Source organism: Modicisalibacter sp., assembly GCF_055145905.1.
Window position 1 is genome coordinate 41194 of sequence record NZ_JBSREH010000005.1, and the last position, 25214, is coordinate 66407.

General features: G+C 65.3%; 26 protein-coding genes and 1 tRNA gene. 21 read left to right on the forward strand and 6 right to left on the reverse strand.

Translation table 11 applies throughout. The annotated features are described in order from the left end of the window. Positions 1–51: 51 nt before the first annotated feature. The 4 genes from ACTCB7_RS03905 to ispB all read right to left on the reverse strand — a co-directional run bounded on the left by ACTCB7_RS03905 (position 52) and on the right by ispB (position 5104). Positions 52–1260 (reverse strand): restriction endonuclease subunit S, encoded by a 1209-nt coding sequence (locus tag ACTCB7_RS03905; protein WP_463005627.1) that lies wholly within the window; start codon positions 1258–1260, stop codon positions 52–54. Then, positions 1253–3679 (reverse strand): type I restriction-modification system subunit M, encoded by a 2427-nt coding sequence (locus ACTCB7_RS03910; RefSeq protein WP_463005628.1) that lies wholly within the window; start codon positions 3677–3679, stop codon positions 1253–1255. The genes ACTCB7_RS03905 and ACTCB7_RS03910 overlap by 8 nt, the downstream gene beginning before the upstream one ends. Positions 3680–3984: 305 nt before the next feature. After that, positions 3985–4061, reverse strand: a tRNA-Pro gene (locus ACTCB7_RS03915). 68 nt (positions 4062–4129) lie between these two features. Continuing rightward, the gene (ispB, locus tag ACTCB7_RS03920) at positions 4130–5104 is read right to left on the reverse strand and encodes an octaprenyl diphosphate synthase (RefSeq protein ID WP_463005629.1); all 975 of its coding nucleotides are present in this window, start codon (positions 5102–5104) and stop codon (positions 4130–4132) included. Positions 5105–5445: 341 nt separating this feature from the next. Between ispB and rplU the strand changes: the two genes are divergently transcribed. The 16 genes from rplU to ACTCB7_RS04000 all read left to right on the forward strand — a co-directional run bounded on the left by rplU (position 5446) and on the right by ACTCB7_RS04000 (position 20895). After that, positions 5446–5757 (forward strand): 50S ribosomal protein L21, encoded by a 312-nt coding sequence (rplU, locus tag ACTCB7_RS03925; RefSeq protein ID WP_163650584.1) that lies wholly within the window; start codon positions 5446–5448, stop codon positions 5755–5757. A gap of 36 nt (positions 5758–5793) precedes the next feature. Further along, positions 5794–6051, forward strand: a complete 258-nt coding sequence (gene rpmA, locus ACTCB7_RS03930) for a 50S ribosomal protein L27 (protein ID WP_463005630.1) — start codon at positions 5794–5796, stop codon at positions 6049–6051. Between the two features lie 98 nt (positions 6052–6149). Then, on the forward strand, positions 6150–7346 hold the full coding sequence (cgtA, locus tag ACTCB7_RS03935) for an Obg family GTPase CgtA (protein WP_463005631.1): 1197 nt from the start codon (positions 6150–6152) through the stop codon (positions 7344–7346). Between the two features lie 57 nt (positions 7347–7403). After that, positions 7404–8546 (forward strand): glutamate 5-kinase, encoded by a 1143-nt coding sequence (gene proB, locus ACTCB7_RS03940; RefSeq protein ID WP_463005632.1) that lies wholly within the window; start codon positions 7404–7406, stop codon positions 8544–8546. Between the two features lie 384 nt (positions 8547–8930). After that, entirely contained in the window at positions 8931–9197 is a 267-nt protein-coding gene (gene rpsT / locus ACTCB7_RS03945; RefSeq protein WP_163650588.1) for a 30S ribosomal protein S20, read from the forward strand. 290 nt (positions 9198–9487) lie between these two features. Then, positions 9488–10987: a murein biosynthesis integral membrane protein MurJ gene (gene murJ, locus ACTCB7_RS03950; RefSeq protein WP_463005651.1), complete on the forward strand. Its 1500-nt coding sequence runs from the start codon at positions 9488–9490 to the stop codon at positions 10985–10987. A 63-nt stretch (positions 10988–11050) separates the two neighbouring features. Next, the gene (gene ribF / locus ACTCB7_RS03955; protein WP_463005652.1) at positions 11051–12100 is read left to right on the forward strand and encodes a bifunctional riboflavin kinase/FAD synthetase; all 1050 of its coding nucleotides are present in this window, start codon (positions 11051–11053) and stop codon (positions 12098–12100) included. A 9-nt stretch (positions 12101–12109) separates the two neighbouring features. Next, on the forward strand, positions 12110–14944 hold the full coding sequence (gene ileS, locus ACTCB7_RS03960) for an isoleucine--tRNA ligase (protein WP_463005633.1): 2835 nt from the start codon (positions 12110–12112) through the stop codon (positions 14942–14944). 51 nt (positions 14945–14995) lie between these two features. Next, a complete protein-coding gene (gene lspA, locus ACTCB7_RS03965; RefSeq protein ID WP_463005634.1) occupies positions 14996–15505 on the forward strand; it encodes a signal peptidase II in 510 nt (169 codons plus the stop codon). Positions 15506–15530: 25 nt separating this feature from the next. Then, a complete protein-coding gene (fkpB, locus tag ACTCB7_RS03970) occupies positions 15531–15980 on the forward strand; it encodes an FKBP-type peptidyl-prolyl cis-trans isomerase (protein WP_463005635.1) in 450 nt (149 codons plus the stop codon). Positions 15981–16071: 91 nt separating this feature from the next. Then, positions 16072–17040, forward strand: a complete 969-nt coding sequence (gene ispH / locus ACTCB7_RS03975) for a 4-hydroxy-3-methylbut-2-enyl diphosphate reductase (RefSeq protein WP_463005636.1) — start codon at positions 16072–16074, stop codon at positions 17038–17040. A 118-nt stretch (positions 17041–17158) separates the two neighbouring features. Then, on the forward strand, positions 17159–17563 hold the full coding sequence (locus ACTCB7_RS03980; protein ID WP_463005637.1) for a type IV pilin protein: 405 nt from the start codon (positions 17159–17161) through the stop codon (positions 17561–17563). Continuing rightward, positions 17550–18002, forward strand: a complete 453-nt coding sequence (locus tag ACTCB7_RS03985; protein WP_463005638.1) for a GspH/FimT family pseudopilin — start codon at positions 17550–17552, stop codon at positions 18000–18002. The genes ACTCB7_RS03980 and ACTCB7_RS03985 overlap by 14 nt, the downstream gene beginning before the upstream one ends. Further along, the gene (gene pilV / locus ACTCB7_RS03990) at positions 17999–18466 is read left to right on the forward strand and encodes a type IV pilus modification protein PilV (RefSeq protein ID WP_463005639.1); all 468 of its coding nucleotides are present in this window, start codon (positions 17999–18001) and stop codon (positions 18464–18466) included. Before ACTCB7_RS03985 ends, pilV (ACTCB7_RS03990) begins: the two co-directional genes overlap by 4 nt. Continuing rightward, on the forward strand, positions 18463–19014 hold the full coding sequence (locus ACTCB7_RS03995; RefSeq protein ID WP_463005640.1) for a prepilin-type N-terminal cleavage/methylation domain-containing protein: 552 nt from the start codon (positions 18463–18465) through the stop codon (positions 19012–19014). Before pilV (ACTCB7_RS03990) ends, ACTCB7_RS03995 begins: the two co-directional genes overlap by 4 nt. Before the next feature lie 18 nt (positions 19015–19032). After that, the gene (locus ACTCB7_RS04000; protein ID WP_463005641.1) at positions 19033–20895 is read left to right on the forward strand and encodes a DUF7305 domain-containing protein; all 1863 of its coding nucleotides are present in this window, start codon (positions 19033–19035) and stop codon (positions 20893–20895) included. Between the two features lie 89 nt (positions 20896–20984). On the opposite strand, the gene ACTCB7_RS04005 is transcribed toward ACTCB7_RS04000, so the two are convergent. Next, the gene (locus tag ACTCB7_RS04005; RefSeq protein WP_463005642.1) at positions 20985–21506 is read right to left on the reverse strand and encodes a GspH/FimT family pseudopilin; all 522 of its coding nucleotides are present in this window, start codon (positions 21504–21506) and stop codon (positions 20985–20987) included. A 109-nt stretch (positions 21507–21615) separates the two neighbouring features. Between ACTCB7_RS04005 and pilV (ACTCB7_RS04010) the strand changes: the two genes are divergently transcribed. From pilV (ACTCB7_RS04010) to thiO, 5 genes are all read left to right on the forward strand, one after another. Beyond that, positions 21616–22068 carry a type IV pilus modification protein PilV gene (pilV, locus tag ACTCB7_RS04010; protein ID WP_224416391.1) on the forward strand — a complete coding sequence of 151 codons (453 nt, stop codon included), beginning with the start codon at positions 21616–21618 and terminating at the stop codon, positions 22066–22068. Beyond that, positions 22016–22768: a PilW family protein gene (locus tag ACTCB7_RS04015; RefSeq protein WP_463005643.1), complete on the forward strand. Its 753-nt coding sequence runs from the start codon at positions 22016–22018 to the stop codon at positions 22766–22768. The genes pilV (ACTCB7_RS04010) and ACTCB7_RS04015 overlap by 53 nt, the downstream gene beginning before the upstream one ends. Continuing rightward, a complete protein-coding gene (locus tag ACTCB7_RS04020) occupies positions 22765–23361 on the forward strand; it encodes a pilus assembly PilX family protein (protein WP_463005644.1) in 597 nt (198 codons plus the stop codon). The genes ACTCB7_RS04015 and ACTCB7_RS04020 overlap by 4 nt, the downstream gene beginning before the upstream one ends. A gap of 33 nt (positions 23362–23394) precedes the next feature. Further along, entirely contained in the window at positions 23395–23772 is a 378-nt protein-coding gene (locus ACTCB7_RS04025; RefSeq protein ID WP_463005645.1) for a type IV pilin protein, read from the forward strand. Positions 23773–23840: 68 nt separating this feature from the next. Next, a complete protein-coding gene (gene thiO, locus ACTCB7_RS04030) occupies positions 23841–24923 on the forward strand; it encodes a glycine oxidase ThiO (protein ID WP_463005646.1) in 1083 nt (360 codons plus the stop codon). 12 nt (positions 24924–24935) lie between these two features. Here the strand turns inward: thiO and ACTCB7_RS04035 are convergent, their stop codons facing one another. Further along, a complete protein-coding gene (locus ACTCB7_RS04035) occupies positions 24936–25196 on the reverse strand; it encodes a PP0621 family protein (protein WP_163650597.1) in 261 nt (86 codons plus the stop codon). Between the last annotated feature and the right edge of the window lie 18 nt (positions 25197–25214).

A 25214-nucleotide genomic window follows, 5' to 3' on the forward strand; every position in this document is an offset into this window, starting at 1 on the left:
TCCCTTTGCGATGTGATCCTGATGTTGTGATGCTGTTGTAAGCGTCCCGGTCTATGCCGGGGTGGTGGCTTGGGCCTCGGCGAGAAGCTGGGTGACGCGGACGCGGCCGGTAAGGAGGTCGTCCATGAGACCGGCTTTATCCTCCTTCAGTTTTTTTATTAAAGCTCGCTCAGAACTTATGCGTCCTTCCATGTTTTTCATGATTTTTGAAATTTTATGTTGTTCAATTTTTCTCGGTAGTGCCACCCCATAAGAGGAGAAAAACTTATAGTCCAAGCTCTCTACGGTGGTCCCTGCCTTGACTGACTTCATCAGGATTCGATCTGCATTGCCCTGAAGCAAGTATTTTACAAACTCCCCAGCAACACCCTCAGAAGGGATTAAGGTTTTTATATCTTGGTTTATGGTAAAGTTCTTGCCGACCCTGACGACCGGCAGCCGCTTCCTCAAAATTCCGCTTCTGAAAACCACTAGCACTGATCCGGCGGGGAAAATAAAAAGGTTTGAAGAGTGGGCTGCCAGTTCAGATATTTTATCTTCTGTCTCGTCAATCTCATCACCAACTAGATCTTTGGGGGAAACCCAAAGGATTCCTGACTCTGGCCAAAAACCGGGGTTAGACTTTGATGGAGTGCTACCACCCTTCCATGAGCCAAGGCCACCAACTGTGCATAGTTCCCACTCCCTCGGAATCAACCCCAGCGGCGACTTCTTGTAGAGCTCCGGCGCCTGCTCGGGGCTGGGACGGAGCCGGCCGTTCTCGTCGATGCCGCGGGTCAGCAGGTCGTGGAGCAGGCCCTCCTTGACCTTCTCCAGCTTGGCGATCAGCGCCTCCGTCTTCTGGATCTGGGTGTCGAGGGTGTCGAGGACTTTCGCTATTACCGCCTGCTCTTTCTTACGCGGGACAAAAACAGAAATTTCATAAACATCGTTTCTGTTTAGGCCCGGGACACCCGTTGAGGTGTCTAGGACTTGAAGTGGAAGCCAATCCAGTACTCGATAAGCCCATGAAATATCGCAGCCTTGAGATTCAACATAATAGGTGGTGTCAATTGGCCAGAAGCTGGTATCAGACCAAGCAACTTTGCCAACACTTCCCTTCCTGCCGATAACAATGCCGGGGCCAGTGACCAAGGGGCATTCGTGGTGGCCTACAACACCGTTCGAACCAAAGACTGGGTAGCCATATCCAGATCTTTTGTCGGAAGATAATGCTTGCCCATATTCGAGCCTGACCAGCTTCCCGAGTGGCTCAAACATACCCCAGCTCCCCCAGATACTGCTGCAGCTCGCGGGCGGCGTCGTCACGCTCGGCCTCGATGTCTGCCAAGGTGACCCGATACTTGTCCCACCAGGTCTCGAAGGCGGCAATCACCTGCTGGCGCTGCTGGCGAATATAGCGCTCGAGGATGCCCTTGAGGTCGTTATGCAGGATGGTGCCGACCAGCTCGGCAGCTGCTTGCTCTTCCAAGGCTTCCACGGCCTGGTTCAGGCGCGTCTCAAAGTTCACCAACATGGCCCTGTGGTCCTTGCGCACCTGGGTACGCACCTTCTTCCAGGCCTTGATATCGGCCTCGGTGGGGGTGTCGTCGTCCTCCTCGCCGTCGCTAGCTTCCGAATCGTCGCCGTCGTCGCCCTCGGGCTTGGCCTCGGCGGCCTTGATGCGGGCGTCCAGCTCGGCCTTGCGGGCGGCCAGCTCCTCCAGCTCGGCTACGTAGTCCTCCAGCAGGAAGTGCACCAGGCGGTGATCCAGCGGGTTGGCTTTGCTTTGCTCGTCTTCCAGCAGGCTCACGATGCTGGTGCGCCAGGCATCCACCACGCCCAGGCAGCCGCGGGCCTGCAGGGTGCGGAACTCGTTCTTGTTGTCGAACCAGAAGCCCGCGATGATGCCGCGCACCGCGAAGCGGTCGAGCATGGCGGTGGGCTCCAGGGCCGCGGTGAAGCTGCCCAGCAGCTCGTCGCGCAGCCGGGTGAGGCGGCCGCCATTGCCGGAGAGGGTGGTAATGCTCTCGCCGTGTTTGGCCCACCAGGCCTCGAAGGCGGCCATCACGCTGGCCTCCTTGTCGGCCAGGCCGGCGTCGCCCTCGATGGCGGGCTTGAGGTCGCGCTTCTCGGCAAGGCGCTCGGCGAAGTCCACGTAGTCGAGGTCGCCCGCCCGAGGCATGAACAGCGCCATGGGGTCGAGGCCCTGAGCATCGAACAGCGGGCGCCTGGTGTCGATCTCGGCCACCGGCACGCCACCCTTGAGGTGGGCGCGCACGTCCTGGGGCTCCGGCGGCGGGGTGTTATCGGCGTAGCGGCGAATGTTGAGGTTGTAGTCGTTGTCGCGCAGCTCCTCGAGCGGCACCACCCGGGCGAAGCCGGGCACCTCCGAGAAGGCCTCATAGGTACTGGCGATCTTCTCGATGTGCTCGGGCAGCAGGTGGTTCTGGGCGCGGCCTTCATAGAACTCGCGGTCGGCGTTGATAAACAGCACCCGGCCCTTTCGCTCGTCGGGCTTGGCGCCCTTGGCGCGCAGCACCAGGATGCTCGCCGGGATGCCGGTGCCGTAGAAGAGGTTGGGGGCCAGGCCGATCACCGCCTCGATTAGGTCGTCCTCGAGCAGGCCGGCGCGGATGCGCTTCTCGTCGCCGCCGCGGAACAGCACGCCGTGGGGCATGACGGTGGCCAGGCGACCGTCTGCCTTGAGGCAGGCGATCATGTGCTGCAGGAACATCAGGTCGGCCTTCTTGGCGCCCTCGGGCACGCTGCCGTAGTGAAAGCGCTCGGGGAAGTTCTGGCTCGGCGTATAGCCGATGGAGAAGGGGGGATTGGTGAGGATGCGGTCGAAGCGCACCAGCTCGCCGCCCTCTACGTGCTGCGGGTCGGTGAGGGTGTCGTCGTTGCGCAGGTCGGCACTGCTCACCCCGTGCAGCAGCATGTTCATCTTGGCGATGGCCCACACCGAGCCGGAGGCCTCCTGGCCGAAGAGGTTGAGCCGGCGAGGATCGCCGCCCTGTTCCTCGAGGTACTCCTTGGCGTGGATCAGCATACCGCCCGAGCCCATGCAGGGGTCATAGACGCTGTGGCCCTCCTGGGGGTCCATCAGCCGCACCATCATGCGAACCACCGGGCGCGGGGTGTAGAACTCGCCGCCCTTCTTGCCGGCGGAGTCGGCGAAGTCGCGGATCAGGTACTCGTAGGCGGCGCCGAGCAGGTCGGGGAACTCGAAGTCCTCGTTGCGCAGGCGGTACTCGCTGAAGTGGACGATCAGGTCGCGGAGCTTCTTGTCCGGCAGGGTGGTGGAGCCCACCTTGCGGGTGAAGTCGATGTGCTCGAGCACCCCGGCGAGGCTGGGGTTGTGCTCCTCCAGGCCGGCCAGCGCCTTGTTTAGCGCATTGCCGACGCCCTGGTGGGCTTCCTTCAGCAGGTAGGGCCAGCGCGCCTGTTCGGGCACGTAGAAGGTGGCCTTGTACCAGCTCGGCATCTCGATGACCTGGGCGATGTCCACTTCGCTCTTGCCGGCCTGCTTGAGCTGCTCGTGGACCTCCTCCTGGCGCTGCTCGAAGACGTCCGAGCAGCGCTTCAGGAACAGCATGCCGAAGATGTATTCCTTGAACTCCGAGGCGTCCATGCGGCCGCGCAGAATATCGGCGGCCTTGAACAGGTGCCGTTCGAGCTGGTTGAGCGTGAGGATCATGTACTGCGGTTCCCTGGATGCGGTGAGCCGGCTGTAGTAGACAGCCATAAAAATTGGCATCTATCACATCAAACTTGGGGGAGGAAGGCTACGGCTGATTGGGATGAGCCTTGCTGTAGCTGAGGAAGGGGGCGTGCTGGCGGACAATATGGACGAACCGGTTGGGGCGGACAGCGGTTTCGGGGAGGGCTGAAGGCTGACTTGGCGCGATGTCGCCGGCTGCTGCCTATTTGCTACCTGAATGCTCGGCAACGAAAAACGGCCACTGCTCCGAGGAGCTAAGTGGCCGTTTTTACTGGATTCTTTGGTCGGAGTAGCAGGATTCGAACCTACGACCTCTGCCTCCCGAAGGCAGCGCTCTACCAAGCTGAGCTATACTCCGTGTCGCTGGGCGTGTGCCTCAACGGGGCTGCATTATACGCATCGCGGCGCGCTTGGCAACCCCCTTGTTCAGGCTTTGCGTTCGACGGCCAGGTGCGCCAGGGTCGCGAGGGTGTCGCGATAGCGGCTGGCAGGCAGTGCCTCGAGCTGGGCCAGGGCTTTGGCGGCCATGTCCTCGGCGCGCTGCCGGGTGTACTCCAACGCGCCGGTTTCGTCGACGATCGCCAGCACCTCGTCGAGCGAATCGAGGCCGCCCTTGCGGATCGCCTTGCGGATCAGCGCGGCCTGATCGGCGTTGCCCTCGCGCATGGCGTGGATCAGCGGCAGGGTCGGCTTGCCCTCGGCCAGGTCGTCACCGACGTTCTTGCCCATGGTGCCGGCGTCGCCCTGATAGTCGAGCAGGTCGTCGATGAGCTGGAAGGCCAGGCCCAGATGGCGGCCGTAAAGACGCAGCGCCTCTTCCTGCTCCGGCGTGGCGCCGGCGAGCACGGCACCGCTGTGGGATGCGGCCTCGAAGAGCATCGCCGTCTTGCCGGTGATGGTCTCGAAGTAGGCGGCCTCGTCGACGTCGGGATTGCCGACGTTGGTCAGCTGCAGCACCTCGCCTTCGGCAATGGTGCAGGTGGCCGCGGAGAGGATCTGCATGACCCGCATCGAACCGATCTCGACCATCATCTGGAACGAGCGGGAGTAGAGGAAGTCGCCGACCAGCACCGAGGGAGCGTTGCCCCAGTTCTCGTTGGCGGTGGTACGGCCCCGGCGAAGGCTCGACTCGTCGACCACGTCGTCGTGGAGCAGCGTCGAGGTGTGCATGAACTCGATCAGCGTGGCCAGACGGATATGGGCGTCGCCGGCGTAGTCCAGCGCGCGTGCGGACAGCAGTACCAGCAGCGGGCGCAGGCGCTTGCCGCCGCTGTCGATGATGTACTGACCGATGGTCTCGACAAGTGGTACCCGGGAATGAAGCTGGTCGAGTACCGTGCGATCGACGGCGGCGAAATCCTCGGCCACCGCGGCATGAATGGGCGATGCGTTGGGTTGCATGTCGTGGGCTGTGGTCCTGGAGTTGGGGCCCGGCAAGCGCCGGGCGCTGGCCGAGGGCGTCGTCGTGGAATGGACGAGGCTCTGTGCACCCGGCAACCGCGTGGCAGTCGAGCCCGGGGCCAGCCTAGGCTTGTCGCTATGCTATGAGGGGGGGTAGGAGGCGTCAAGGCGAGGCGCCGCGGGGCGTGGCGCCCGGTCGAGCCCCCTTGCCGGCGTGGTCGACGACGGTTATAATCCGCGACCCTACTCATCATGCTCCCTGTCAGATGGCTGCCGGAAGGGGCGCCACTCGCCGCAGGTCGATGAAGAGCCCATCCCCCGATGAGTGTCTGGAGAGCAACATGTACGCTGTTATCAAGAGTGGCGGTAAGCAGTACCGCGTCCAGGAAGGCCAGACCCTGAAGCTCGAGAAGCTTGAAGTGGCCACCGGCGACAGCCTCGATTTCGACCAGGTGCTGCTGGTCGCCGACGGCGACGACGTCAAGGTCGGCGCGCCGCTGGTCGATGGTGCCAAGGTGACCGCCGAAGTCGTGTCCCACGGTCGTGGCGAGAAGGTCAACATCCTCAAGTTCCGTCGTCGCAAGCACTCCATGCGTCGTCAGGGCCACCGTCAGTGGTTCACGGAAGTCAAGATCACCGGGATCTCCGCGTAAGCGGCAGTACTCCCCCGAACGAGCGAGGTATTTGCAATGGCTCACAAGAAGGCAGCCGGTAGTACGCGTAACGGTCGCGACTCCGAATCCAAGCGTCTGGGTGTCAAGCTGTTCGGTGGCCAGGCCGTCGCGCCGGGCAACATCATCGTGCGTCAGCGCGGCACCAAGTTCCACGCCGGTACCGGCGTCGGCATCGGCAAGGATCACACCCTGTTCGCCCTGGACGAAGGCGTGATCAAGTTCGAGACCAAGGGTCCGAAGAACCGCAAGTTCGTGAGCGTCGTCTCCGCCTGAGACCGCCGCGAACCGACGCAGGAAGGCCTCGCCATCCGGCCCCGCCATGGCGGGGCCTTCTTGTATCATGACGGCCTGTGCCGTCGGGAGAGTGTCCAATGCAATTCGTCGACGAAGCATCGATCATCGTGGAGGCCGGCAACGGTGGCAAGGGCTGCCTGAGCTTCCGCCGCGAGAAGTTCGTGCCCAAGGGCGGGCCGGACGGCGGCGACGGCGGCCACGGCGGCAGCGTCTACCTGATCGGCGACGACGCGCTGAACACCCTGATCGACTTCAAGTATCAGCGCTTCTACAAGGCCCCGAACGGCCAGCCGGGGCAGGGTCGCCAGATGAGCGGCAAGGCCGGCGACGACCTGCACGTCAAGGTGCCGGTGGGCACCACGGTGATCGACGAGGACACCCTCGAGGTGATCGCCGACGTCACCGAGCCCGGCCAGGTCGTGCTGGTCGCCCAGGGCGGACGCCGCGGGCTGGGCAACATCCACTTCAAGTCCTCGACCAACCGCGCGCCGCGCAAGACCACGCCGGGCACGCCGGGCGAGCGGCGCAACCTGCGTTTCGAGATGAAGGTGATGGCCGACGTTGGTCTGCTGGGTATGCCCAATGCCGGCAAGTCGACGCTGATTCGTGCCGTCTCGGCCGCCAAGCCCAAGGTCGCCAACTACCCGTTCACCACGCTGGTGCCCAATCTCGGGGTGGTCAAGCTGGGCACCCACGAGCACTTCGTGATGGCCGACGTGCCGGGGCTGATCGAGGGCGCCTCCGACGGTGCCGGGCTGGGGCTGCGCTTTCTCAAGCACCTGACCCGCACGCGGCTGCTGCTGCACGTGGTCGATGTGGCGCCGTTCGACGAGTCCGACCCGGTCGAGTCGGCCCGGGCGATCGCCCGCGAGCTCGAGCAGTTCTCGCCGGCCCTGGCCGAACGGCCGCGCTGGCTGGTGCTCAACAAGCTCGACCTGCTGCCCGAGGAAGAGCGCGAGGCGCGCGCCGAGGCGATCATCGCCGCGCTGGCCTGGGAAGGGCCGGTGTTCCGCATCTCGGCGATCGCCGCCGAGGGCACGCGGCCGCTGGTGGAGGCGGTGCATCGCTGGCTGACCGACCAGCGCATCCTCGAGACCGAGGACGAGGGGGTCGCCGAGCGCGAACGCGAGATGCGCGAGCGCATGGAGGCCGAGGCGGTGGCGCGTGCCGAGTCGCGGCTGAGCCGCAAGCGCAAGCCGGCCCACGAGGACGTGGACGACGATGACGACCTCGACGACGATGATTACGATGTCGAGGTCGAATACGCCCCCTGACGAACCGGCTGTACTCGCTCAGTTGGGGTAGCTGGTAATGATCGAGTCGAGGACAGGATGCAGAGCAACGACGAGCGGGCGCCGGGACGCGAGGCGCTGACCGGCGCGCGGCGCGTGGTGGTGAAGATCGGCAGTGCGCTGCTGACCGATGACGGACGCGGCCTCGATGAGCCGGCCATCGGTGACTGGGTCGACCAGATCGCCGCGCTGCATGCCCGCGGCATCGAGGTGGTGCTGGTCTCGTCCGGCGCGGTGGCGGCGGGCATGGCGCAGCTCGGCTGGAGCGTGCGCCCCTCGGCGGTCCACGAGCTGCAGGCCGCCGCCGCGGTGGGGCAGACCGGCCTGGCGCAGTGCTATCAGGGTCACTTCGCTCGCCACGAGCTGCGCAGTGCCCAGGTGCTGCTGACCCACGACGACCTGTCCAACCGCAAGCGCTACCTCAACGCGCGTTCCGCGCTGCGCACCCTGGTCGACCTGCGGGTGATCCCGGTGGTCAACGAGAACGACACCGTGGTCACCGACGAGATCCGCTTCGGCGACAACGACACCCTGGGTGCGCTGGTGGCCAACCTGCTCGAGGCCGATGCCCTGGTCATTCTCACCGACCAGGAAGGTCTCTACGACGCCGACCCACGCCACAATCCGCAGGCCGCACTGATCCCCGAGGGGCGCGCCGACGACCCGCGGCTGGCGGCCATGGCCGGCGGCGGCGGTGTGCTGGGGCGGGGCGGCATGACCACCAAGATCCGCGCGGCCCGGCTGGCGGCGCGCTCCGGGGCGGTGACGGCGATCGCCAGCGGTCGCCAGGCGGACGTGCTGACCCGGCTGATCGACGGCGACCGACTGGGCACGCTGTTGCGGCCCGAGCACGCGCCGCTGGCCGCGCGCAAGCGCTGGCTGGCCGGGCAGCTGAAGGTACGCGGCACCCTGACCCTGGATGCCGGTGCGGTGAGCGTGCTGCGCGATCGCGGCTCGAGCCTGCTGCCGGTGGGGGTGCGGGCCGTCGAGGGGCACTTCGTGCGCGGCGACATGGTGGTCTGCGTCGACGAGCAGGGCGAGCGGGTGGCCAAGGGGCTGGTCAACTACGGCAGCGACGCGGCGGTGCGCCTGCTCGGCCAGCCGAGTCACCAGATCGAGGCGATCCTCGGCTACATGGAAGCCCCGGAGCTGATCCATCGCGACAACCTGGTGGTGCTGTAGCTGTGTAAATTCATCAGGTTGTTTGCGGGGGCTTCCGCCCGGTTAATCCAGGCTGACTGGCCTGCTGGAGTATTCTGTGGGAGGGGATTCATCCCCGACAGCGGCGGCCCGGTGGCGGCTTCATCGCGACTGAAGTCGCTCCCACTGCCTGGCTGGCCGTCTCCCACCGCCTTTTCGGATGACCCTTGCCGATGGAAGTGTGCTGTCGCTCGATTCAGGCACCGCGCGGGCTGTGGCAAGCCCCGGGGCGCCGTGCTAGAATGCCGCATCCTCTCAGACATGGCCCGTGGTTGTTGAGCGGCCAAACCGCTTCGGCGGATCCGAAGAGTCGAAGCCGGTCAAAGACTTATCTACCGAATTTAGCGATTCTCCAAGGAGATTACGGTGGCGAATACCAAGCAAGCCCAGAAGCGCGCGCGCCAGGCGGAACAGCGTCGCAAGCACAACGCCAGCCAGCGCAGCATGGTGCGGACCTACGTCAAGCGTGTGATCAAGGCGATCCAGACCGGCGACCACGCCCAGGCCATGGACGCGTTCAAGGCGGCGCAGCCGGTCATCGACCGCATCGCCGACAAGGATGCGCTGTCCAAGAAGAAGGCGGCCCGCATCAAGAGCCGTCTCAACAAGCGGATCAAGGCGCTGGCTGCCTGAGCCGGTGTCGCTGAGCCGATGACCGTCGGCGTGCCCGACGGTCACGGGTTCTCGAAAAACCGGCTTCGGCCGGTTTTTTTGTGCGTGCCACCCGCGTGCGGGGCACCCGGTGGCGTGAGGGTCAGCAAGGAGTCGTGATGGCCGAGCAGCAAGCGCAGTCCGGTCGCCGCGTGAGTGCCGATGACGTGACCGGCGTCGGTCCGGCCGCCGGCGACGGCGGCCCCGAGTCCGCCCCGGGCAAGGCGGCGTCGCGTCGCGGGGGGCTGCTGCGCTCGGGGCTGGTGGTCAGCATGATGACCATGCTCTCGCGGGTGATGGGGCTGGTGCGCGACGTGACCATCGCCGCGCTGTTCGGGGCCGGCAGCGGCGCCGATGCCTTCTTCGTGGCGTTCAAGATCCCCAACTTCATGCGCCGGCTGTTCGCCGAGGGGGCCTTCAATCAGGCCTTCGTGCCGGTGCTCTCCGAGTACGCCACGCGGCGTACCCGCGAGGAGGTGCGCGAGCTGCTCGATGCGGTATCGGGGAGCCTGACGCTGGTCCTGGCCCTGCTTACCGCCCTGGCCATGCTGGCCGCGCCCTGGCTGGCCTGGCTGTTCGCGCCGGGCTTCGGCCGCGACCCCGAGAAGCTGGCGCTGACCGCCGACATGCTGCGGCTGACGTTTCCCTACCTGCTGCTGATCTCGCTGACGGCGTTTTCCGGCAGCGTGCTCAATACCTGGAACCGTTTCGCCGTGCCGGCCTTCACGCCGGTGCTGCTCAATCTGGCGCTGATCGGCGCCGCGGTGTGGCTGACCCCGTGGATGGCGGTGCCGTCGATGGCGCTGGCCTGGGGGGTGCTGATCGCCGGGGCGGCCCAGCTGGCCTTTCAGGTGCCGTTCCTGGCGCGCCAGGGGCTGCTGCCGCGGCCCTGGCCGCGCTTTCGCCATCCCGGCGTGCGGCGCGTCCTGTGGCTGATGGCGCCGGCCCTGTTCGGGGTCTCGGTGTCGCAGGTCAACCTGCTGCTGGATACCGTGCTGGCCTCGCTGCTCGCCTCGGGCAGCGTGTCGTGGCTCTACTATTCGGATCGGCTGGTGGAGCTGCCGCTGGGGGTGTTCGGCGTGGCGATCGGCACGGTGATCCTGCCGGCACTGTCCAAGCGCCATGCCGAGCAGTCCCGCGAGCATTTCGCGAAGATGCTCGACTGGTCGCTGCGCGCCGTGCTGCTGCTGGGCCTGCCGGCGGCGCTGGCGCTGGTGGTGCTCGCCGAGCCGCTGCTGGTCAGCCTGTTCCACTACGGGGCGATGACCGACCACGACATCGTCATGGCGTCGAGGAGCCTGCGCGCCTATGCGCTGGGGCTGGTGGCCTTCATGCTGATCAAGGTGCTGGCGCCGGGCTACTTCGCCCGCCAGGACACCGCCACGCCGGTGAAGATCGGCATCGTCGCCATGGTCGCCAACATGGCCTTCAACCTGGCGCTGATCCTGCCGCTGGCGCATGCCGGGCTGGCGCTGGCCACCTCGGCGTCGGCCTTCGTCAATGCCGGGTTGCTGGCCCGGGGGTTGCGCCGGCGCGGCGTGCTGGTCTTCCAGCCCGGCTGGGGGCGCTATGCCTTGCAGCTGACGGGCGGTTGCGCCCTGATGGTGGGCGGGCTGTGGTGGCTGTCGCCGGACTGGCATGTGTGGCTGGACTGGAGCGTCTGGCGCCGCGCGGCCTGGCTCGCGGCCCTGGTGGTCGGCGGGGCCGCGACCTACTTTGCCTGGCTGTGGGCGACCGGGGTGCGCCTGCGTGACTTTCGCCTGCAGGGGTGATGGCGGCTGTCAAGCCCCATCCCCTTCGTTATAATCGACGATTTGATGATGCCCGAGCGACGTATGCAACTGATCCGCGGTCTGCACAATCTGAAAGCGCATCACCGGGGATGCGTGGCGACCATCGGCAACTTCGATGGCGTGCATCGCGGTCATCAGGCGATCCTCGACCAGCTGCGCGACCGGGCGCGGGCGCTGGCGCTGCCGGTGACCGTGGTGATCTTCGAGCCGCAGCCACGCGAGTACTTCGCCGGCGACCAGGCGCCGCCGCGGCTGACCCGGCTGCGCGACAAGGTGCGCCTGCTCGCCGAGCACGGCGCCGAGCGCATCGTCTGCCTGCCCTTCAACGAGGCGTTGCGCAGCCTGACCGCCCGGGCCTTCGTCGACCGCGTGCTGATCGAGGGGCTGGGCGTGCGTCACCTGGTGGTGGGCGACGACTTCCGCTTCGGCTGCGACCGGCGCGGCGACTTCGCCCTGCTGCGCGAGATCGGCGAACAGGAGGGGTTCGGGGTCGAGCACACCCGGACCTTCCTGCTCGACGACGAGCGGGTCTCCAGCACCCGCATCCGCACGCTGCTGGCCAGCGGCAACTTCTATCAGGCCGCGCGGCTGCTGGGCCGGCCCTACCGCTTCACCGGCCGCGTCGTCGCCGACCGCCAGCTGGGACGCACCATCGGCGTGCCCACCGCCAATGTGCCGCTGCTGCCCGGGCCGCTCGCCCTGCGCGGCGTCTACGCGGTGCTCACCCGGCTGGCCGACGGGCGCTGCCTGCCGGGGGTGGCGAACATCGGCTGGCGGCCCACGGTCGGGGCCTCGCGGCCGGTACTCGAGGTCCACCTGTTCGATGTCGACGAGGACCTCTACGGCCAGGTGATCGAGGTGCTGCCCTGTGCCCGGCTGCGCGGCGAGCTGACCTTCGACGGCCTCGAGGCGCTCAAGCACCAGATCACCCTTGATCAGGCGCGCGCGCGGGCCTACTTTCGTCAACACGCCGTCGCCCCGGGGCATGACGGCGGAGCGTGTCTCTCCGAGCTGGCCTCGGCGCCGCTGGCGCCGGGTTCCATGACTTCCGATTTTCCGGCGGACGCGTCCGCCGACAACGATGACGGCTGACCCAAGGCTATGAGCGACTACAAGCACACCCTCAACCTGCCAGAAACCGACTTCCCGATGCGCGGCAACCTGCCCAAGCGGGAACCGGCGCGCATCCAGCGCTGGCAGGAACTCGACCTCTACCGGCGCCTGCGCGAGGCGGGGCGGGATCGCGAGTCCTTCGTGCTGCACGACGGCCCTCCCTACGCCAACGGCAGCATTCACATCGGGCACGCCGTCAACAAGATCCTCAAGGACATCATCATCAAGGCCAAGGGCCTGGCCGGCTTCGACGCGCCCTACGTGCCGGGCTGGGACTGCCACGGGCTGCCCATCGAGCACAAGATCGAGACGCTGCACGGCAAGCACCTGCCGCCGGACGAGGCCCGCGCGCTGTGCCGCGAGTACGCAGCCGAGCAGATCGACGGCCAGCGCAAGGACTTCGTGCGCCTGGGCGTGGTGGGCGACTGGGAACACCCGTACCGCACCATGGATTTCGCCAACGAGGCGGGCGAGGTACGGGCGCTGGCCGAGATGGTCCGCCACGGTTACGTGTTCAAGGGCCTGAAGCCGGTCAACTGGTGCTTCGACTGCGGCTCGGCGCTGGCCGAGGCCGAGGTCGAGTACGCCGACAAGAAGTCCGACGCCATCGACGTGGCCTTCGCTGCCGAGGACGCCGCGGCGCTGGCCGAGGCCTTCGGTCTCGACGCCCTGAGCAAGCCGGCGGCGGTGGTGATCTGGACCACCACGCCCTGGACCATCCCCGCCAACCAGGCACTCAACGTGCACCCCGAGGTGAACTACGCGCTGGTCGATACCGGCGAACGCCTGCTGGTGCTCGCCGAGGACCTGGTCGAGAGCAGCCTCGAGCGCTTCGGGCTGAGCGGCGAGCCGCTAGCGGTCACCACCGGGGCGAGGCTCGAGAACCTGCGCTTCCGGCACCCGTTCTACGACCGCCTGTCGCCGGTCTACCTGGGCGACTACGTGGCCACCGACGCGGGCACCGGCATCGTCCACTCGGCGCCGGCCTACGGCGAGGACGACTTCGTCACCTGCCGCGCCTACGGCATGGACTTCGACGAGATCCGCAACCCGGTGCAGAGCGACGGCGTCTATGCCGACGATCTAGGGTTCTTCGGCGGCCAGCTGATCTGGAAGGCCAATCCGCAGATCGTCGCCAAGCTCGAGGAAGTCGGCGCGCTGCTCGCCCACGAGAAGATCACCCACAGCTACATGCACTGCTGGCGCCACAAGACGCCGGTGATCTACCGCGCCACCGCGCAGTGGTTCGTGGGCATGGACATTCGCGGCGAGGACGGCAAGTCCCTGCGCGAACGCGCCCTGGAGGGCATCGAGGCCACTCAGTTCATTCCGGCCTGGGGCAAGGCGCGGCTGCACAGCATGATCGCCAACCGCCCCGACTGGTGCATCTCGCGCCAGCGCAACTGGGGCGTGCCGATCCCGTTCTTCCTGCACAAGGCCACCGGCGAGCTGCATCCGCGCACGCTGGAACTGATGGAGGCCGTGGCGCAGCGCATCGAGGCCGAGGGTATCGACGCCTGGTTCCGGCTCGACGCCGCCGAGCTGCTGGGCGACGAGGCCGCCGACTACGAGAAGACCACCGACACCCTCGACGTGTGGTTCGACTCCGGCACTACCCACTGGCATGTGCTGCGTGGCTCCCACGCCCTCGGCCATGCCCAGGGGCCCCGGGCCGACCTGTACCTGGAAGGTTCCGACCAGCATCGCGGCTGGTTCCACTCCTCGCTGCTCACCGGCTGTGCGATCGACGGCCATCCGCCCTACAAGGGGCTGCTGACCCACGGCTTCACCGTCGACGCCCACGGCCGCAAGATGTCCAAGTCGGTGGGCAACGTGATCGCCCCGCAGGAGGTCATGGACAAGCTGGGCGCCGATATCCTGCGCCTGTGGGTGGCCTCCACCGACTACTCCGGCGAGATGGCGGTCTCCGACGAGATCCTCAAGCGCACCGCCGACGCCTACCGGCGCATCCGCAACACCGCGCGCTTTTTGCTGGCCAACCTCAACGGCTTCGACCCCGCACGGGACGCCGTGGCCTTCGACGACCTGCTGGCGCTGGACCAGTGGGTGATCGATCGTGCCGCGCAGCTGCAGTCGCGCATCGAGACCGCCTATGCCGAGTACCGCTTCCTCGAGGTCTACCAGCAGGTGCATACCTTCTGCTCGCGGGAGCTGGGCGGCTTCTATCTGGACGTGATCAAGGATCGCCAGTACACCACCCAGGCCGACTCGCTGGCGCGGCGCAGCTGCCAGACCGCGCTGTATCACGTGGTCGAGGCGCTGGCGCGCTGGGTGGCGCCGATCCTGAGTTTCACCGGCGAGGAGATCTACGAGCACATCCCCGGCGAACGTCGCGAGAGCGTGCTGCTCGAGACCTTCTACGACGGCCTGGCGACCCTCGACGACGGTGCCGCGTTCGACCGCGAGTTCTGGGAGCGGGTGCTGCAGGTCAAGCAGGCGGTCAACAAGTGCCTGGAGGACGCCCGCAACGCCAAGCGCATCAAGAGCGGGCTGTCCGCCGAGGTCACCCTCTACGCCGACGACGCCCTGCGCGAGACGCTGGGCCGGCTGGGCGACGAGCTGCGCTTCGTGCTGCTGACCAGCGAGGTGCATCTGGCCTCGCGGGACGCCGCCGGTGACGACGCCGAGGCCACCGAGCTGGAGGGGCTGGCCGTGGCGGTGGCCGCCAGCGCGCATGCCAAGTGCGAGCGCTGCTGGCACCATCGCCCGGACGTCGGCACGCATGCCGAGCATCCGGACCTGTGCGGGCGCTGCATCAGCAACCTGCCGGACGGCTCCGGCGAGGTTCGCCGCTATGCCTGAGGCGGGCGCGGCAATCGAGTCCAGGGGGATTTCCTCGTGAAGGAGCAGGCGATGACGCGTCGCGAAGGCGAGGCCGTGCCCATGCGGCAACCGTTGCGCTGGCTGCTGCTGTCGGCGCTGGTGATCATCCTCGACCTGGGCAGCAAGCTGCTGGCCAGTGCGCTGCTGACCTACGCCCGGCCGGTCGAGGTGCTGCCGGTGTTCAACCTGACCCTGCTGCACAATCCCGGCGCGGCGTTCAGCTTCCTGGCCGGCCACGACGGCTGGCAGCGCTGGCTGTTCGCGCTGATCGCGGTCGGGGCCAGCGCGGGCCTGACCGTGTGGCTGACCCGCCTGAAGCGCGGCGAGACCCTGATGGCCGCCGCGCTGGCGCTGATCATCGGCGGCGCCCTGGGCAATCTCTACGACCGGCTGGTGCATGGCTACGTGGTGGACTTCCTGTCCTTCCACTGGGGGAGCCACTACTTCCCCGCCTTCAACCTGGCCGATACCGCGATCACCCTGGGCGCGCTGGGGCTGATCGTCGAATCCCTGCGTGACGTCCGGCGTTCCCGGGCGTGACATTCTGCATAGCGAGCCTGTGAGCATGAGCGATTATCGGATCGGTGACGGCATGGAAGTCACCCTGCACTTCACCCTCGAGCTCGAGGACGGCACGGTGGTCGACTCCACCCGTGACAAGCAGCCGGCCACCTTCCAGGTGGGCGACGGCAACCTGCCGCCGGGCTTCGAGCAGCCCATCCAGGGAATGGCTGCGGGCGAGACGGGGCGCTTCACCATCACCCCCGAGCATGGCTTCGGCCAGCACAATCCGCAGAACGTGCAGTCGATCCCCCGCGACAGCTTCGCGGATACCGACGAACTGGAAGAAGGGCTGGTAATGTCATTCGCCGACCCGGCCGGCGGCGAGCTGCCGGGGGTGATCGCCGAGATCGGCGAGAAGCGCGTCGAGGTCGACTTCAACCATCCGCTGGCGGGGCGTACCCTGACCTTCGCGGTGGAGGTGATCGACGTAAAGCCCGCCACCACCCACTAGGAAAACGCTGACTTCCTGTTGCGCTCGCGACGGAATTCAGCGCTTTCCCGCTGTCCATAGGCAGGTGCTCAAGCATCAAGGCAAGGAAACCATGCAAGCTACCCCCGTGCAGATCAAGCTGGCCAATCCCCGCGGCTTCTGTGCCGGCGTCGATCGCGCCATCGACATCGTCGACCGGGCGCTCGACGTGCTCGGCCCGCCCATCTACGTGCGCCACGAGGTGGTCCACAACCGCTACGTGGTGGAAAGCCTGCGCGACCGGGGCGCCATCTTCGTCGACGAGCTCGACGAGGTGCCCGACGACGTCACCGTGATCTTCTCCGCCCACGGCGTCTCGCACGCCGTGCAGCAGGAGGCCGAGCGGCGGGGGCTCAAGGTGTTCGACGCTACCTGCCCGTTGGTCACCAAGGTGCACATGGAAGTGCTGCGCTACGCGCGGCGCGGCCAGGAGTGCATCCTGATCGGCCACGCCGGCCATCCCGAGGTGGAAGGCACCATGGGTCGCTATGACACCTCGTACGGTGGCGCGATCTACCTGGTCGAGGACGAGGCGGACGTGGCGGCTCTCGAGGTGCGTGACCCCGAGAAGCTGGCCTTCGTCACCCAGACCACGCTGTCCATGGATGACACCGCCCGAGTGATCGACGCCCTGCGCGACAAGTTTCCCGCCATCGCCGGGCCGCGCAAGGACGACATCTGCTACGCCACCCAGAACCGCCAGGATGCGGTACGCGAGCTGGCCGAGGCGGCCGAGTTGGTGCTGGTGGTGGGCAGCGTCAACAGTTCCAACTCCAACCGCCTGCGCGAGCTGGCCGAACGCATGGGCAGCACGGCGCGGCTGATCGACGACGCCGAGCAGATCGACCCGGCCTGGCTCGAGGGCGTCGCCACGATCGGCATCACCGCCGGTGCTAGCGCTCCCGAGGTGCTGGTGGAGGGCGTCGTCGCCCGGCTGCGTGAACTCGGCGCCGAGGCGCCCGAGGAGCTGGTTGGCCAGGAGGAGACGATCACCTTCTCGATGCCCCGGGAGCTGCGCGAACGGGTCATCGCCAGCGGCTGAACGCAGCTGGCGCCAGTTTTCGAAGTCGGGCCTCGGCCCGACTTTTTTTATGGATGTCGGGTGGCAGTCTGGCAGTATTGATACATAATGAAACGCTAGATAACGGATGAGTGACGTCATGCGGCGAAATGCCAGAGGGTTCACTCTGCTGGAAGTGATGATCGCCATGGTAATCGTGGCCATCCTGGCGGCGGTGGCCTATCCCAGTTATATCCGCCACGTTCAGGACGCCCGGCGCAACGAGGCCAAGACGGCGCTGCTCGATACGGCGAATCGGCTGGAGCGCTGCTTTACCGAACACTATAGCTATCAAGCGGACAGTTGCCCGAGCGGCAGTTTTTCGGTGGGCGACTACTACACGCTGACCATCGCCACGCCCTCGGCTTCCAAGTACCGGCTCGAGGCATCACCAAAGGCAGGATCGGCGCAGGCCGGCGATCGTTGCGGAACCCTGGTCCTAAAGCAATCCGGCAAACGCCTTCTCGAGAACGCGACGGACGGTGCCTCCTGTGGCTGGCAGTAAGGGGCTTGAGAATGGCTTCACGCTGCTCGAGCTGATCGTGGTGCTGGCCATTGCCGCCATTCTGGCCGTCATCGCGGTGCCGGGATTCGATCGGTTGCTGGGCGACAATCGCCTGGCGAGCACCTACAACGAGATACTGGCCGGGGTGCGTTATGCGCGCAGCGCGGCCATCACGCAGCATGCGAAGGTCTCTCTGGAACTCGAGGTGACCGACTCGGACTGGACGCTGAGTGTTGACGCCGAGAACCGAGCGCTGACACGCAGCGGCTCGCTGGACGGCCTCTCCCTTTCCGGCCGGAGCGTGACGTTTGGCGAGCTGGGCGAGCGCACCAATTGCGGCGACCAGTCGACGTCCTGCGAGTTCGTGGTCACGAATACCGCGACTCAAAACAGTGCCGGATTTTCCATTTCGAAGTCGGGGGGCATCAGCGCGCAATGAGCGGCTTCCAGCATGTCGTGGTCAGGAAAGGTGGTCGGCGCGACAGGGGCTTCTCGCTGATCGAGGCCCTGGTGGCGCTGCTGATCCTTGCTATCGGCCTGCTGGGCGTGGCGGGCATGCAGCTCAAGGCCCTGCAGAGCACGCATATGGGTTATCAACGGACCATTGCCACGCTGGCTGCTCAGGACCTGCAGGAGCGGCTCTGGCAAGGTTTGGCCGATGATTCCGCGTGTCCAGATCCGAGCACTGCGGACTGGGAAGATCAAATGAAGAATGAGTGGGCGCCTGAGTGGGGGCAGTGGCTTCCGGGAATTGGTGAAAACCCTGTAAGCCCAAGGGAAAACGATGATTGCGTTTATGACATCTCTGTAAGCTGGGATGAAGGGCGTGCTACCCCCGACGAATCCAGCCGACAGTCTTTTAGTTATACGGTACGTCTGCCGAACCTCGGGGAGGGCGCATGATGCGCCAGACGGGACTGGGGCTGGTGGAGCTGATGGTGGCCCTGCTGATCGGCTCATTGATCCTGCTGGGCGCCGGCGAGGTGTTCCAGCTGGTGCGCGGTCAGTTCGAGCGCATCAGTCAGTTGAGTCAACGTCAGGCGAACCTGAGTTTCTTTGCCAATCGGGTGCTGGGGGATATTCGCCGCGCCGACAGTGTCGACGTGTCGGGTACCGATCCCCTGACGCTGAGCATCGATGACGAGCCGGTTGACTATCGAGTCGACACGGACACCGAGCAGCTGCTGCGCAACGAGGAGGTTATGTTCGGTGATTTAGCCGATGAGGCAAAGGCCTTCGGCGTGATATCCATCGGGGACGCGACTTATCAGGTGACCCTGAAGCTGGCCCCCGGGGTGGCCGGCGATGCTGACCACTCGACCTTCACGTTTCGGGTAACAAACCGTACTGCCGCAATCGATACTGCGCAGGAAAATGGCAATAGCCAGGATGGTTCTTCCGGGTCATCGGGAGGCAATGGGTCGTCAGGGACCACCGTGGGGAAAAGGTAGGAAACCCAAGGAGTGCAAATGAAATCAGGGTGTTATTCCCATCGACAGGATGGTGCTGCACTGATCGTGGTGCTGATCCTGATGGTCATGGCCGCGATGCTTGCCGTGACAGGGCTTCAGGGCGGGGTGACCAACGAGAAGCTGGCCGGCAACTATCGTGCTGATGCGCTGGCGCAGATGGCGGCGGAGTCAGTGGCTTCTTTGAAAGCCGTGTCCCTAAATGGAACAAATCCAACAAAGGCGCTGGATGTCTGCGTTAATTTGGTTAGATCTTTTGATGACCAAGAAGTAAGTGACTGGGAAGAGTCTAGTCGAGGGAGGAATGTTAAGGTTTTTTTTAAAAAATGCAGTAAAGATGGAAAGGGTGAAAAAGCTGGTTACGCTATAATAGGTAGAGTTTATTCCGGGCCTTCATCGGAAGGCAAGGCTGTTGCAGAACACGGTGTTTTTATAGTTAATGAAGGTGGTCCAAGTTCCTCGCCATATGATGGCCTGGTTGGGTGTGACGGGGTGAGTCTGAGTGGTGGGCCAATGATAGACAGCTATGACTCAAGGCTAGGGAGTTACGGCGAGACAGTAAGCAAGGATGCTGGAAGTTTTTATAATGGAAAGAGATCTAATGTTACAGTTAAAACTATCAAGGCGGGGGCGGGGCTTGAGTTGAAAGGCCATTCCCCCATTTATGGCGATTTGAATATTGCTGGTGATTTGATCATGAAGGGGCAGACTCCATTATATGGAAATGCCGTCGTGGGCGGGAATGCTGAAATCAACGGGAAGATCGGTGGCATGGATGGTTCGGGAAAGTCGGTGGGCGGTGACTTGAGTGTGATGGGAAATGTCACTGTCGGTAACGCCGGAGTTGTTCAAGGAAAGGTGAGCGCCAATGGTGATATGTCTTCTTCTGGAAAGGTGGAAGGGGATATCGAGATAGGTGGGAACGCTGACTTCAGCTCCTCTTCGGTTACAAATGGCGGTGTGATCGCTGAAGGCAATGTAAATATAGGATCTACCGGCAGTCCACCTCAGTCTGTCAGGGCCGGTGGAAGCATTTCATACCCCAGTTGGTGGCAATATAATGATACCTTTTCTCAACTGGCCTCCAGTTCTTATCATCAGGGAAGTAACGTTAATGTGGGAAAAGTTTCTGGGAGTCAGGGGGAGGGGCAATGCGATGCATTGTCAGTCTTGGGTGAGAATGGCTCCGGCCCTGGGAAGTTCTTCTCTGAAACCTTGAGTGGAAATAGCACGGTGACTGCTCCAGGCTGGTTTGATAGTCACGGGTGTGAACATTGTTACTCCAGTAATTCAAAGGGTATTAACCTGACGGGAGGAAAGGGTAACAAGGATGCGTCGGATACCGTGATTGGTGAGGCCGGTAAGAGTTTGGTTATGGAAGTTGGCGGTGACCTTTCGACAGGAGGAAAGCTTCGAAAGATACGCGTGAAAGGCGACGTTGTCTTGGTGGTTAATGGCGATTTTGATATCGGGAATAATACTCAGCTTGTTGTTGATAAAGATGCGTCTCTTGAGGTGCTGGTGACAGGTAAGACGACTCTGAGTGGTGGGTCAAATCTTCTGACATCAAATGCTTTGGTAAGAAAGGGGCAGGATGGAAAATTGAAGCCAGCTCTTTCAATTTTTAGTGCGTACCGCTCTAGTGGGAAGAATGATGCAGGTGTCGAGGTGAGTGGCGCCAATGATTCATATGTCAATATTTATGCACCGGGAGCTAATGTTGAAGTGACTGGGAGTGGGTCCATCTATGGCGCTGTGCGCGGCAAGGAAGTCAATATGTCAGGCAGTGGTGATATTCATTATGATGAGGCGTTATTGGATATTGATTCTGGAGGAAAATCCATAAAGTGGTGGGAAGGTTGAACACCGCTTTCTGGGAGCATAGGTGTAGATTATTTTTTAAGTTTTAGTATTTTACTGCCACTGCTCATGGAATAAGTCCTGAAAAGCGACTATTCGTCTGAGCATTTCCCCTCATCGGCTCCGATCCGCTCGATGCGCAATCGCCCGCCCCGGCTCAGCACCAGCCGCCTTGCATCGCCTTTTCGCCCCGGCGGGCAGAGATAGAAGCTGCCGATCTGAAAGGCCCCGCTCGCCCGCATCGAGTAACCGTTGGGCGCATAGCGCACCTGCCTGGCCACCGGCCGGTTGGCGATAACATCCACGTCGCCGGGCGGCTTGGGCTCCACGCGCAGGATGGGCTCATCGGACGAACGATCGCCATCACCGTTGCGGTCCACATAGATCCGCCAGCCGGCGTTCCAGTCCCGTGGCTGACGGCTTTCCACCAGCACCGGCATGCCGCGGCGCACGGCTTCGCTGCGCGCATAATGCAGGGCCTGATAGAGCGTCTGGCTGGCCGCCTGCAGCCGCTGCGTCTGCAACAGCCGCCCCATGGCTGGTCCGCCGATACCGGCCCAGATCACCAGAATCGCCAGTACCACCAGCAGTTCGATCAGGGTGATGCCCTGCATGTGGCGTCGTGTCGAGCAATGCATGGGGAATTTGCACTTTTCTTAATATTGTATTTTTATTTATAAGAAATGATGACAACAACCACAAGGCCGCTTGCCGATGAATACGATGCCCGATGCCGTAGGGGTGGGGCCGGTGCCTGCCGGACGCGCCCGGGGTTTCAGCCTGATCGAGGTGCTGGTCACGCTCTTCATTCTGGCGTTCGGCCTGCTGGGGCTGGCGACCACGCAGATTCATGCCCTGCATGCCCAGCGCCGGGCCGAGGCGGAGGCGCTGGCCGTGCGTCATGCCGCCAACATGCTCGAACGCCTGCGCCTCAACCGTCGGGACGCCCTGGCCGGGGCGTTCGACAGCAGCTGTGACAGCGGGGGTGGTGGGGGCTCGGGGTTGCGGGCCTGGCGGCGTGTGGTGGCGGATACCCTGCCGGATGGCAAGGGCTGCGTGACGGTGACCGGCGATACCACGCTGGCCACCGCCCGGGTGGAGGTGCAGTGGCGGGAGCGTGGCGATGCGGGAAGCGAATCACGACAGTCGCATATCAGCCTGTCGACCCGGCTGTGAGCCGGGCGTCGGCGGTCGGCAGCGGGGTGTCACCCTGATCGAGCTGATGGTGGCGCTGGCCATCGGGTTGATGGTGATGGCCGGGATGACCCGGCTGTTCATCGAGTATCAGGGGATATATCGGCTGCAGGCGTCCCTGTCGCGGATGCAGGAGGACGGTCGCTTCGCGCTGGACGTGATCGATCGCGAGTTGCGCAAGGCCGGGTATGCGCCGCGAACCGCGCCGGATGCCTTCCCGGCGGGAAACGGCTTCGCGGCCTCGGCCAGTGTCGCCGGCAATGACCACACGTTGCGCGTGCGTTATCACGGCAGTGCGCGAGCGCCCCTGCAGAACTGCCTGGGCGGCTGGCTCGATCGCGATGCGCCGGTGCTTACACGGTTCACGGTGGGCGACGAGCCGGGGCTGCGCTGTGCGGTGGACAATCACTCGCCGCAGCCGCTGGAACACCATGTGGCGGCGATGGCCGTGCGCTACTTTGCGGCAGGGCGCTGGCATCGCGCTGTCGGGGTGGGTGACTGGGCCGCGGTGACCGGCGTGCGCGTCGAGCTGCTGCTGGTTTCGCGGCAGGCCGGGCTGCTAGATGCCCCGCAAACCTATACCTTCGATGGCCGAACCGTGACCGCGCCGGATCGGCGCCTGCGGCGCGTCTATGCCACCACCATCCGCCTGCGCAACGTGCCCTCGGAGACGGGCGCATGAGCGGCCGGCGCCAGCGGGGAATGACGCTGCTCATCGCCCTGATCCTGCTGCTGGCGATGTCGCTGCTGGGCGTCAGCGCGTTGCAGGGGGCATCGCTTCAGGCGCGGATGGCCCATAGCGAGCTGGACCGCCAGGCCGCCTTTCAGGCGGCGTCGTCGGCGCTGCTCGAGGGCGAATGGCTGCTGCGCCATGAGCCCTTCGATCCGACCCGCTACGCACCGGCCTGCCCCGAGGGGCGCTGCCGTCAGCCTCCGACGTCGCCGGCGACCTGGAGTGATGCCCAGTGGCGTAAGCGCAGCATCGGCTACGGCGTCAGCGGGGCCCCGCCACTACCGGCACTGGTCGAGCCGCCGCGGCTGGTCATCGACTACCGGGGCAGCGAGTGTCCCGATCCGGATGCCGCCTGCCGGGCCACGTTCGTGATCGTCGCGCATGCCTGGGGGCGGCGCGAGACCACGCAAAGCACGCTCCAGCGTCGGGTCGTCATGCCGCTGCCGGCGAAGACGGAAGCGCCTTCGGCCCGGCTTGCCGCCACGTCGTCCGATACGCCCCCCGCGCTCGTTGACGAAGCCTGGCGGGCCGCCCGGCGCTGACTACTTACTGCCACCCCGAGGAGGACTGTCATCATGGATCGAGCCCGCGGTTTCACCCTGGTTGAGCTGGTCATCGTCGTAGCGATCGCCGGCATACTCGCCGCGGTTGCCGTGCCGGCCTACACGCAGCATCTGCGCGAGGCCCGGCGTGACGACGCTCGGGCCACCCTGATGCGGCTCGCCTACTGGATGGAGCGTCAGTACGCCAGCGAGGACAGCTATGCCGTCGAGGCGTTGCCGCCTGAGCTGACCGAGAGCGACGACTATGCCTTCTCGCTGCGCCAGGCGGATGACAGCCGCTTCGTGCTGGCGGCGCGGCCGCTCGGCGCGCAGCGCCAGGATGCCTGCGGCGAGCTGACCCTGGACAGCGCCGGGCGTCGCGGGGCCGAGAGTGGGGCGGCGTGCTGGTGAGTCGCACTGCCGGTGGCGGGCGCGCATGGTAGATTGTCGGCCTGGCCAACGAACCGAAGAGTCTCATCGTGAATGAATTCCTGATCGTCGGCGGCGGTGTCATCGGCATGATGACGGCGCTGCAGCTGGCCGATGCCGGCCATGGGGTGACCGTGCTCGAGCGCGGCCGGTGCGGCCGCGAGGCCTCCTGGGCGGGCGGCGGCATCGTCTCGCCGCTCTATCCCTGGCGCTATACCCGGCCGATCTCGGCGCTGTCGCGCTGGTCGGAAGGCTTCTATCCGGAGCTGGCGCTGCGGCTGCTGGAGGAGACCGGCATCGATCCCGAGTATCGCCAGAAGGGGCTGCTGTACCTGGGCGTCGAAGACGAGGCGCGGGCGATGGACTGGGCGCGCGAGGTGGGCAAGCCGCTGGAGCGGGTTGACGCCGACTTCCTGTATCGCAAGGAGCCGCAGGCGGCGCCGGGCTTTGGCGATGCGCTGTGGATGCCGACCCTCGGCAGCATCCGCAACCCGCGGCTGGGCCAGGCGCTGCGGGCGCGGCTGGCGGCCATGCCGCGGGTGACGCTCGAGGAGGACGTGACCGTCACCGGGCTGCGCGTCGCCGACGGGCGGGTCACGGGGGTGGACAGCGAGCAGGGGCGCTGGTCGGCCGAGCGGGTCATCGTCTGCGGCGGGGCGTGGAGCGCCGGCCTGCTGGCGAGTGCGGGCGTCGAGCTGCCGGTGCGGCCGGTGAAGGGGCAGATGATCCTGTTCAGGGCGCCGCCGGGGTTGGTGGAGCGGGTGGTGCTGCTCGACGGGCGCTACGTGATCCCGCGGGGCGACGGGCGGGTGCTGGCCGGCTCGACCCTCGAGGAAGCCGGTTTCGATACCTCGACCAGCGAGTCGGCGCGCGCCTCGCTGCGGGACAGCGCGATCCGCATCATTCCGGCGCTGGCCGACTGCGAGGTCGAGCACCACTGGGCGGGGCTGCGTCCCGGCTCGCCGGACGGGGTGCCGATGATCGGTGCGGTGCCGGGGCTCGCCAACCTCTACGTCAACGCCGGCCATTTCCGCAACGGTCTGGTGCTGGCGCCGGCGTCGACCCACCTGCTGGTGGACGAGCTGCTGGGGCGGGAGCCGATCGTCGACCCCGCTCCTTACCGGCTGGGCTGAGCCGCTTGGCGCTCAACCCTTGGGCTGCTGCTCCTCGAGGAAGCGCGCGTGGTGGGACTCGTTGCAGAACCACAGGGCATCGCGGCGGATGGCGTCGGACTCGGGCAGGTGCACCCGGCAGTAGGCGCAGCGCACCATGCGGCCGTCGTCGATGGTGCGCGGCCGGCTGGCGTCGTCCTGGTCGAGCCGCCACTGGCGGTACAGGCGATAGAGCTTGAGGCCGGCCCAGAACAGGACCGCGAAGATGATCAGGCGTATGATCAAGAGGTTCATCCCGTGGCTCCCCCGCCG

What these genes read in the sequence shown, in the direction of transcription:
- ACTCB7_RS03905 (WP_463005627.1), bottom strand. Translation starts at nt 1,260, where the DNA reads ATGTTTGAGCCACTCGGGAAGCTGGTCAGGCTCGAATATGGGCAAGCA.
- ACTCB7_RS03910 (WP_463005628.1), bottom strand. Translation starts at nt 3,679, where the DNA reads ATGATCCTCACGCTCAACCAGCTCGAACGGCACCTGTTCAAGGCCGCC.
- ispB (WP_463005629.1), bottom strand. Translation starts at nt 5,104, where the DNA reads ATGCAACCCAACGCATCGCCCATTCATGCCGCGGTGGCCGAGGATTTC.
- rplU (WP_163650584.1), top strand. Translation starts at nt 5,446, where the DNA reads ATGTACGCTGTTATCAAGAGTGGCGGTAAGCAGTACCGCGTCCAGGAA.
- rpmA (WP_463005630.1), top strand. Translation starts at nt 5,794, where the DNA reads ATGGCTCACAAGAAGGCAGCCGGTAGTACGCGTAACGGTCGCGACTCC.
- cgtA (WP_463005631.1), top strand. Translation starts at nt 6,150, where the DNA reads ATGCAATTCGTCGACGAAGCATCGATCATCGTGGAGGCCGGCAACGGT.
- proB (WP_463005632.1), top strand. Translation starts at nt 7,404, where the DNA reads ATGCAGAGCAACGACGAGCGGGCGCCGGGACGCGAGGCGCTGACCGGC.
- murJ (WP_463005651.1), top strand. Translation starts at nt 9,488, where the DNA reads ATGATGACCATGCTCTCGCGGGTGATGGGGCTGGTGCGCGACGTGACC.
- ribF (WP_463005652.1), top strand. Translation starts at nt 11,051, where the DNA reads ATGCAACTGATCCGCGGTCTGCACAATCTGAAAGCGCATCACCGGGGA.
- ileS (WP_463005633.1), top strand. Translation starts at nt 12,110, where the DNA reads ATGAGCGACTACAAGCACACCCTCAACCTGCCAGAAACCGACTTCCCG.
- lspA (WP_463005634.1), top strand. Translation starts at nt 14,996, where the DNA reads ATGACGCGTCGCGAAGGCGAGGCCGTGCCCATGCGGCAACCGTTGCGC.
- fkpB (WP_463005635.1), top strand. Translation starts at nt 15,531, where the DNA reads ATGAGCGATTATCGGATCGGTGACGGCATGGAAGTCACCCTGCACTTC.
- ispH (WP_463005636.1), top strand. Translation starts at nt 16,072, where the DNA reads ATGCAAGCTACCCCCGTGCAGATCAAGCTGGCCAATCCCCGCGGCTTC.
- ACTCB7_RS03980 (WP_463005637.1), top strand. Translation starts at nt 17,159, where the DNA reads ATGCGGCGAAATGCCAGAGGGTTCACTCTGCTGGAAGTGATGATCGCC.
- pilV (WP_463005639.1), top strand. Translation starts at nt 17,999, where the DNA reads ATGAGCGGCTTCCAGCATGTCGTGGTCAGGAAAGGTGGTCGGCGCGAC.
- ACTCB7_RS03995 (WP_463005640.1), top strand. Translation starts at nt 18,463, where the DNA reads ATGATGCGCCAGACGGGACTGGGGCTGGTGGAGCTGATGGTGGCCCTG.
- ACTCB7_RS04000 (WP_463005641.1), top strand. Translation starts at nt 19,033, where the DNA reads ATGAAATCAGGGTGTTATTCCCATCGACAGGATGGTGCTGCACTGATC.
- ACTCB7_RS04005 (WP_463005642.1), bottom strand. Translation starts at nt 21,506, where the DNA reads ATGCAGGGCATCACCCTGATCGAACTGCTGGTGGTACTGGCGATTCTG.
- pilV (WP_224416391.1), top strand. Translation starts at nt 21,616, where the DNA reads ATGCCCGATGCCGTAGGGGTGGGGCCGGTGCCTGCCGGACGCGCCCGG.
- ACTCB7_RS04015 (WP_463005643.1), top strand. Translation starts at nt 22,016, where the DNA reads ATGCGGGAAGCGAATCACGACAGTCGCATATCAGCCTGTCGACCCGGC.
- ACTCB7_RS04020 (WP_463005644.1), top strand. Translation starts at nt 22,765, where the DNA reads ATGAGCGGCCGGCGCCAGCGGGGAATGACGCTGCTCATCGCCCTGATC.
- ACTCB7_RS04025 (WP_463005645.1), top strand. Translation starts at nt 23,395, where the DNA reads ATGGATCGAGCCCGCGGTTTCACCCTGGTTGAGCTGGTCATCGTCGTA.
- ACTCB7_RS04035 (WP_163650597.1), bottom strand. Translation starts at nt 25,196, where the DNA reads ATGAACCTCTTGATCATACGCCTGATCATCTTCGCGGTCCTGTTCTGG.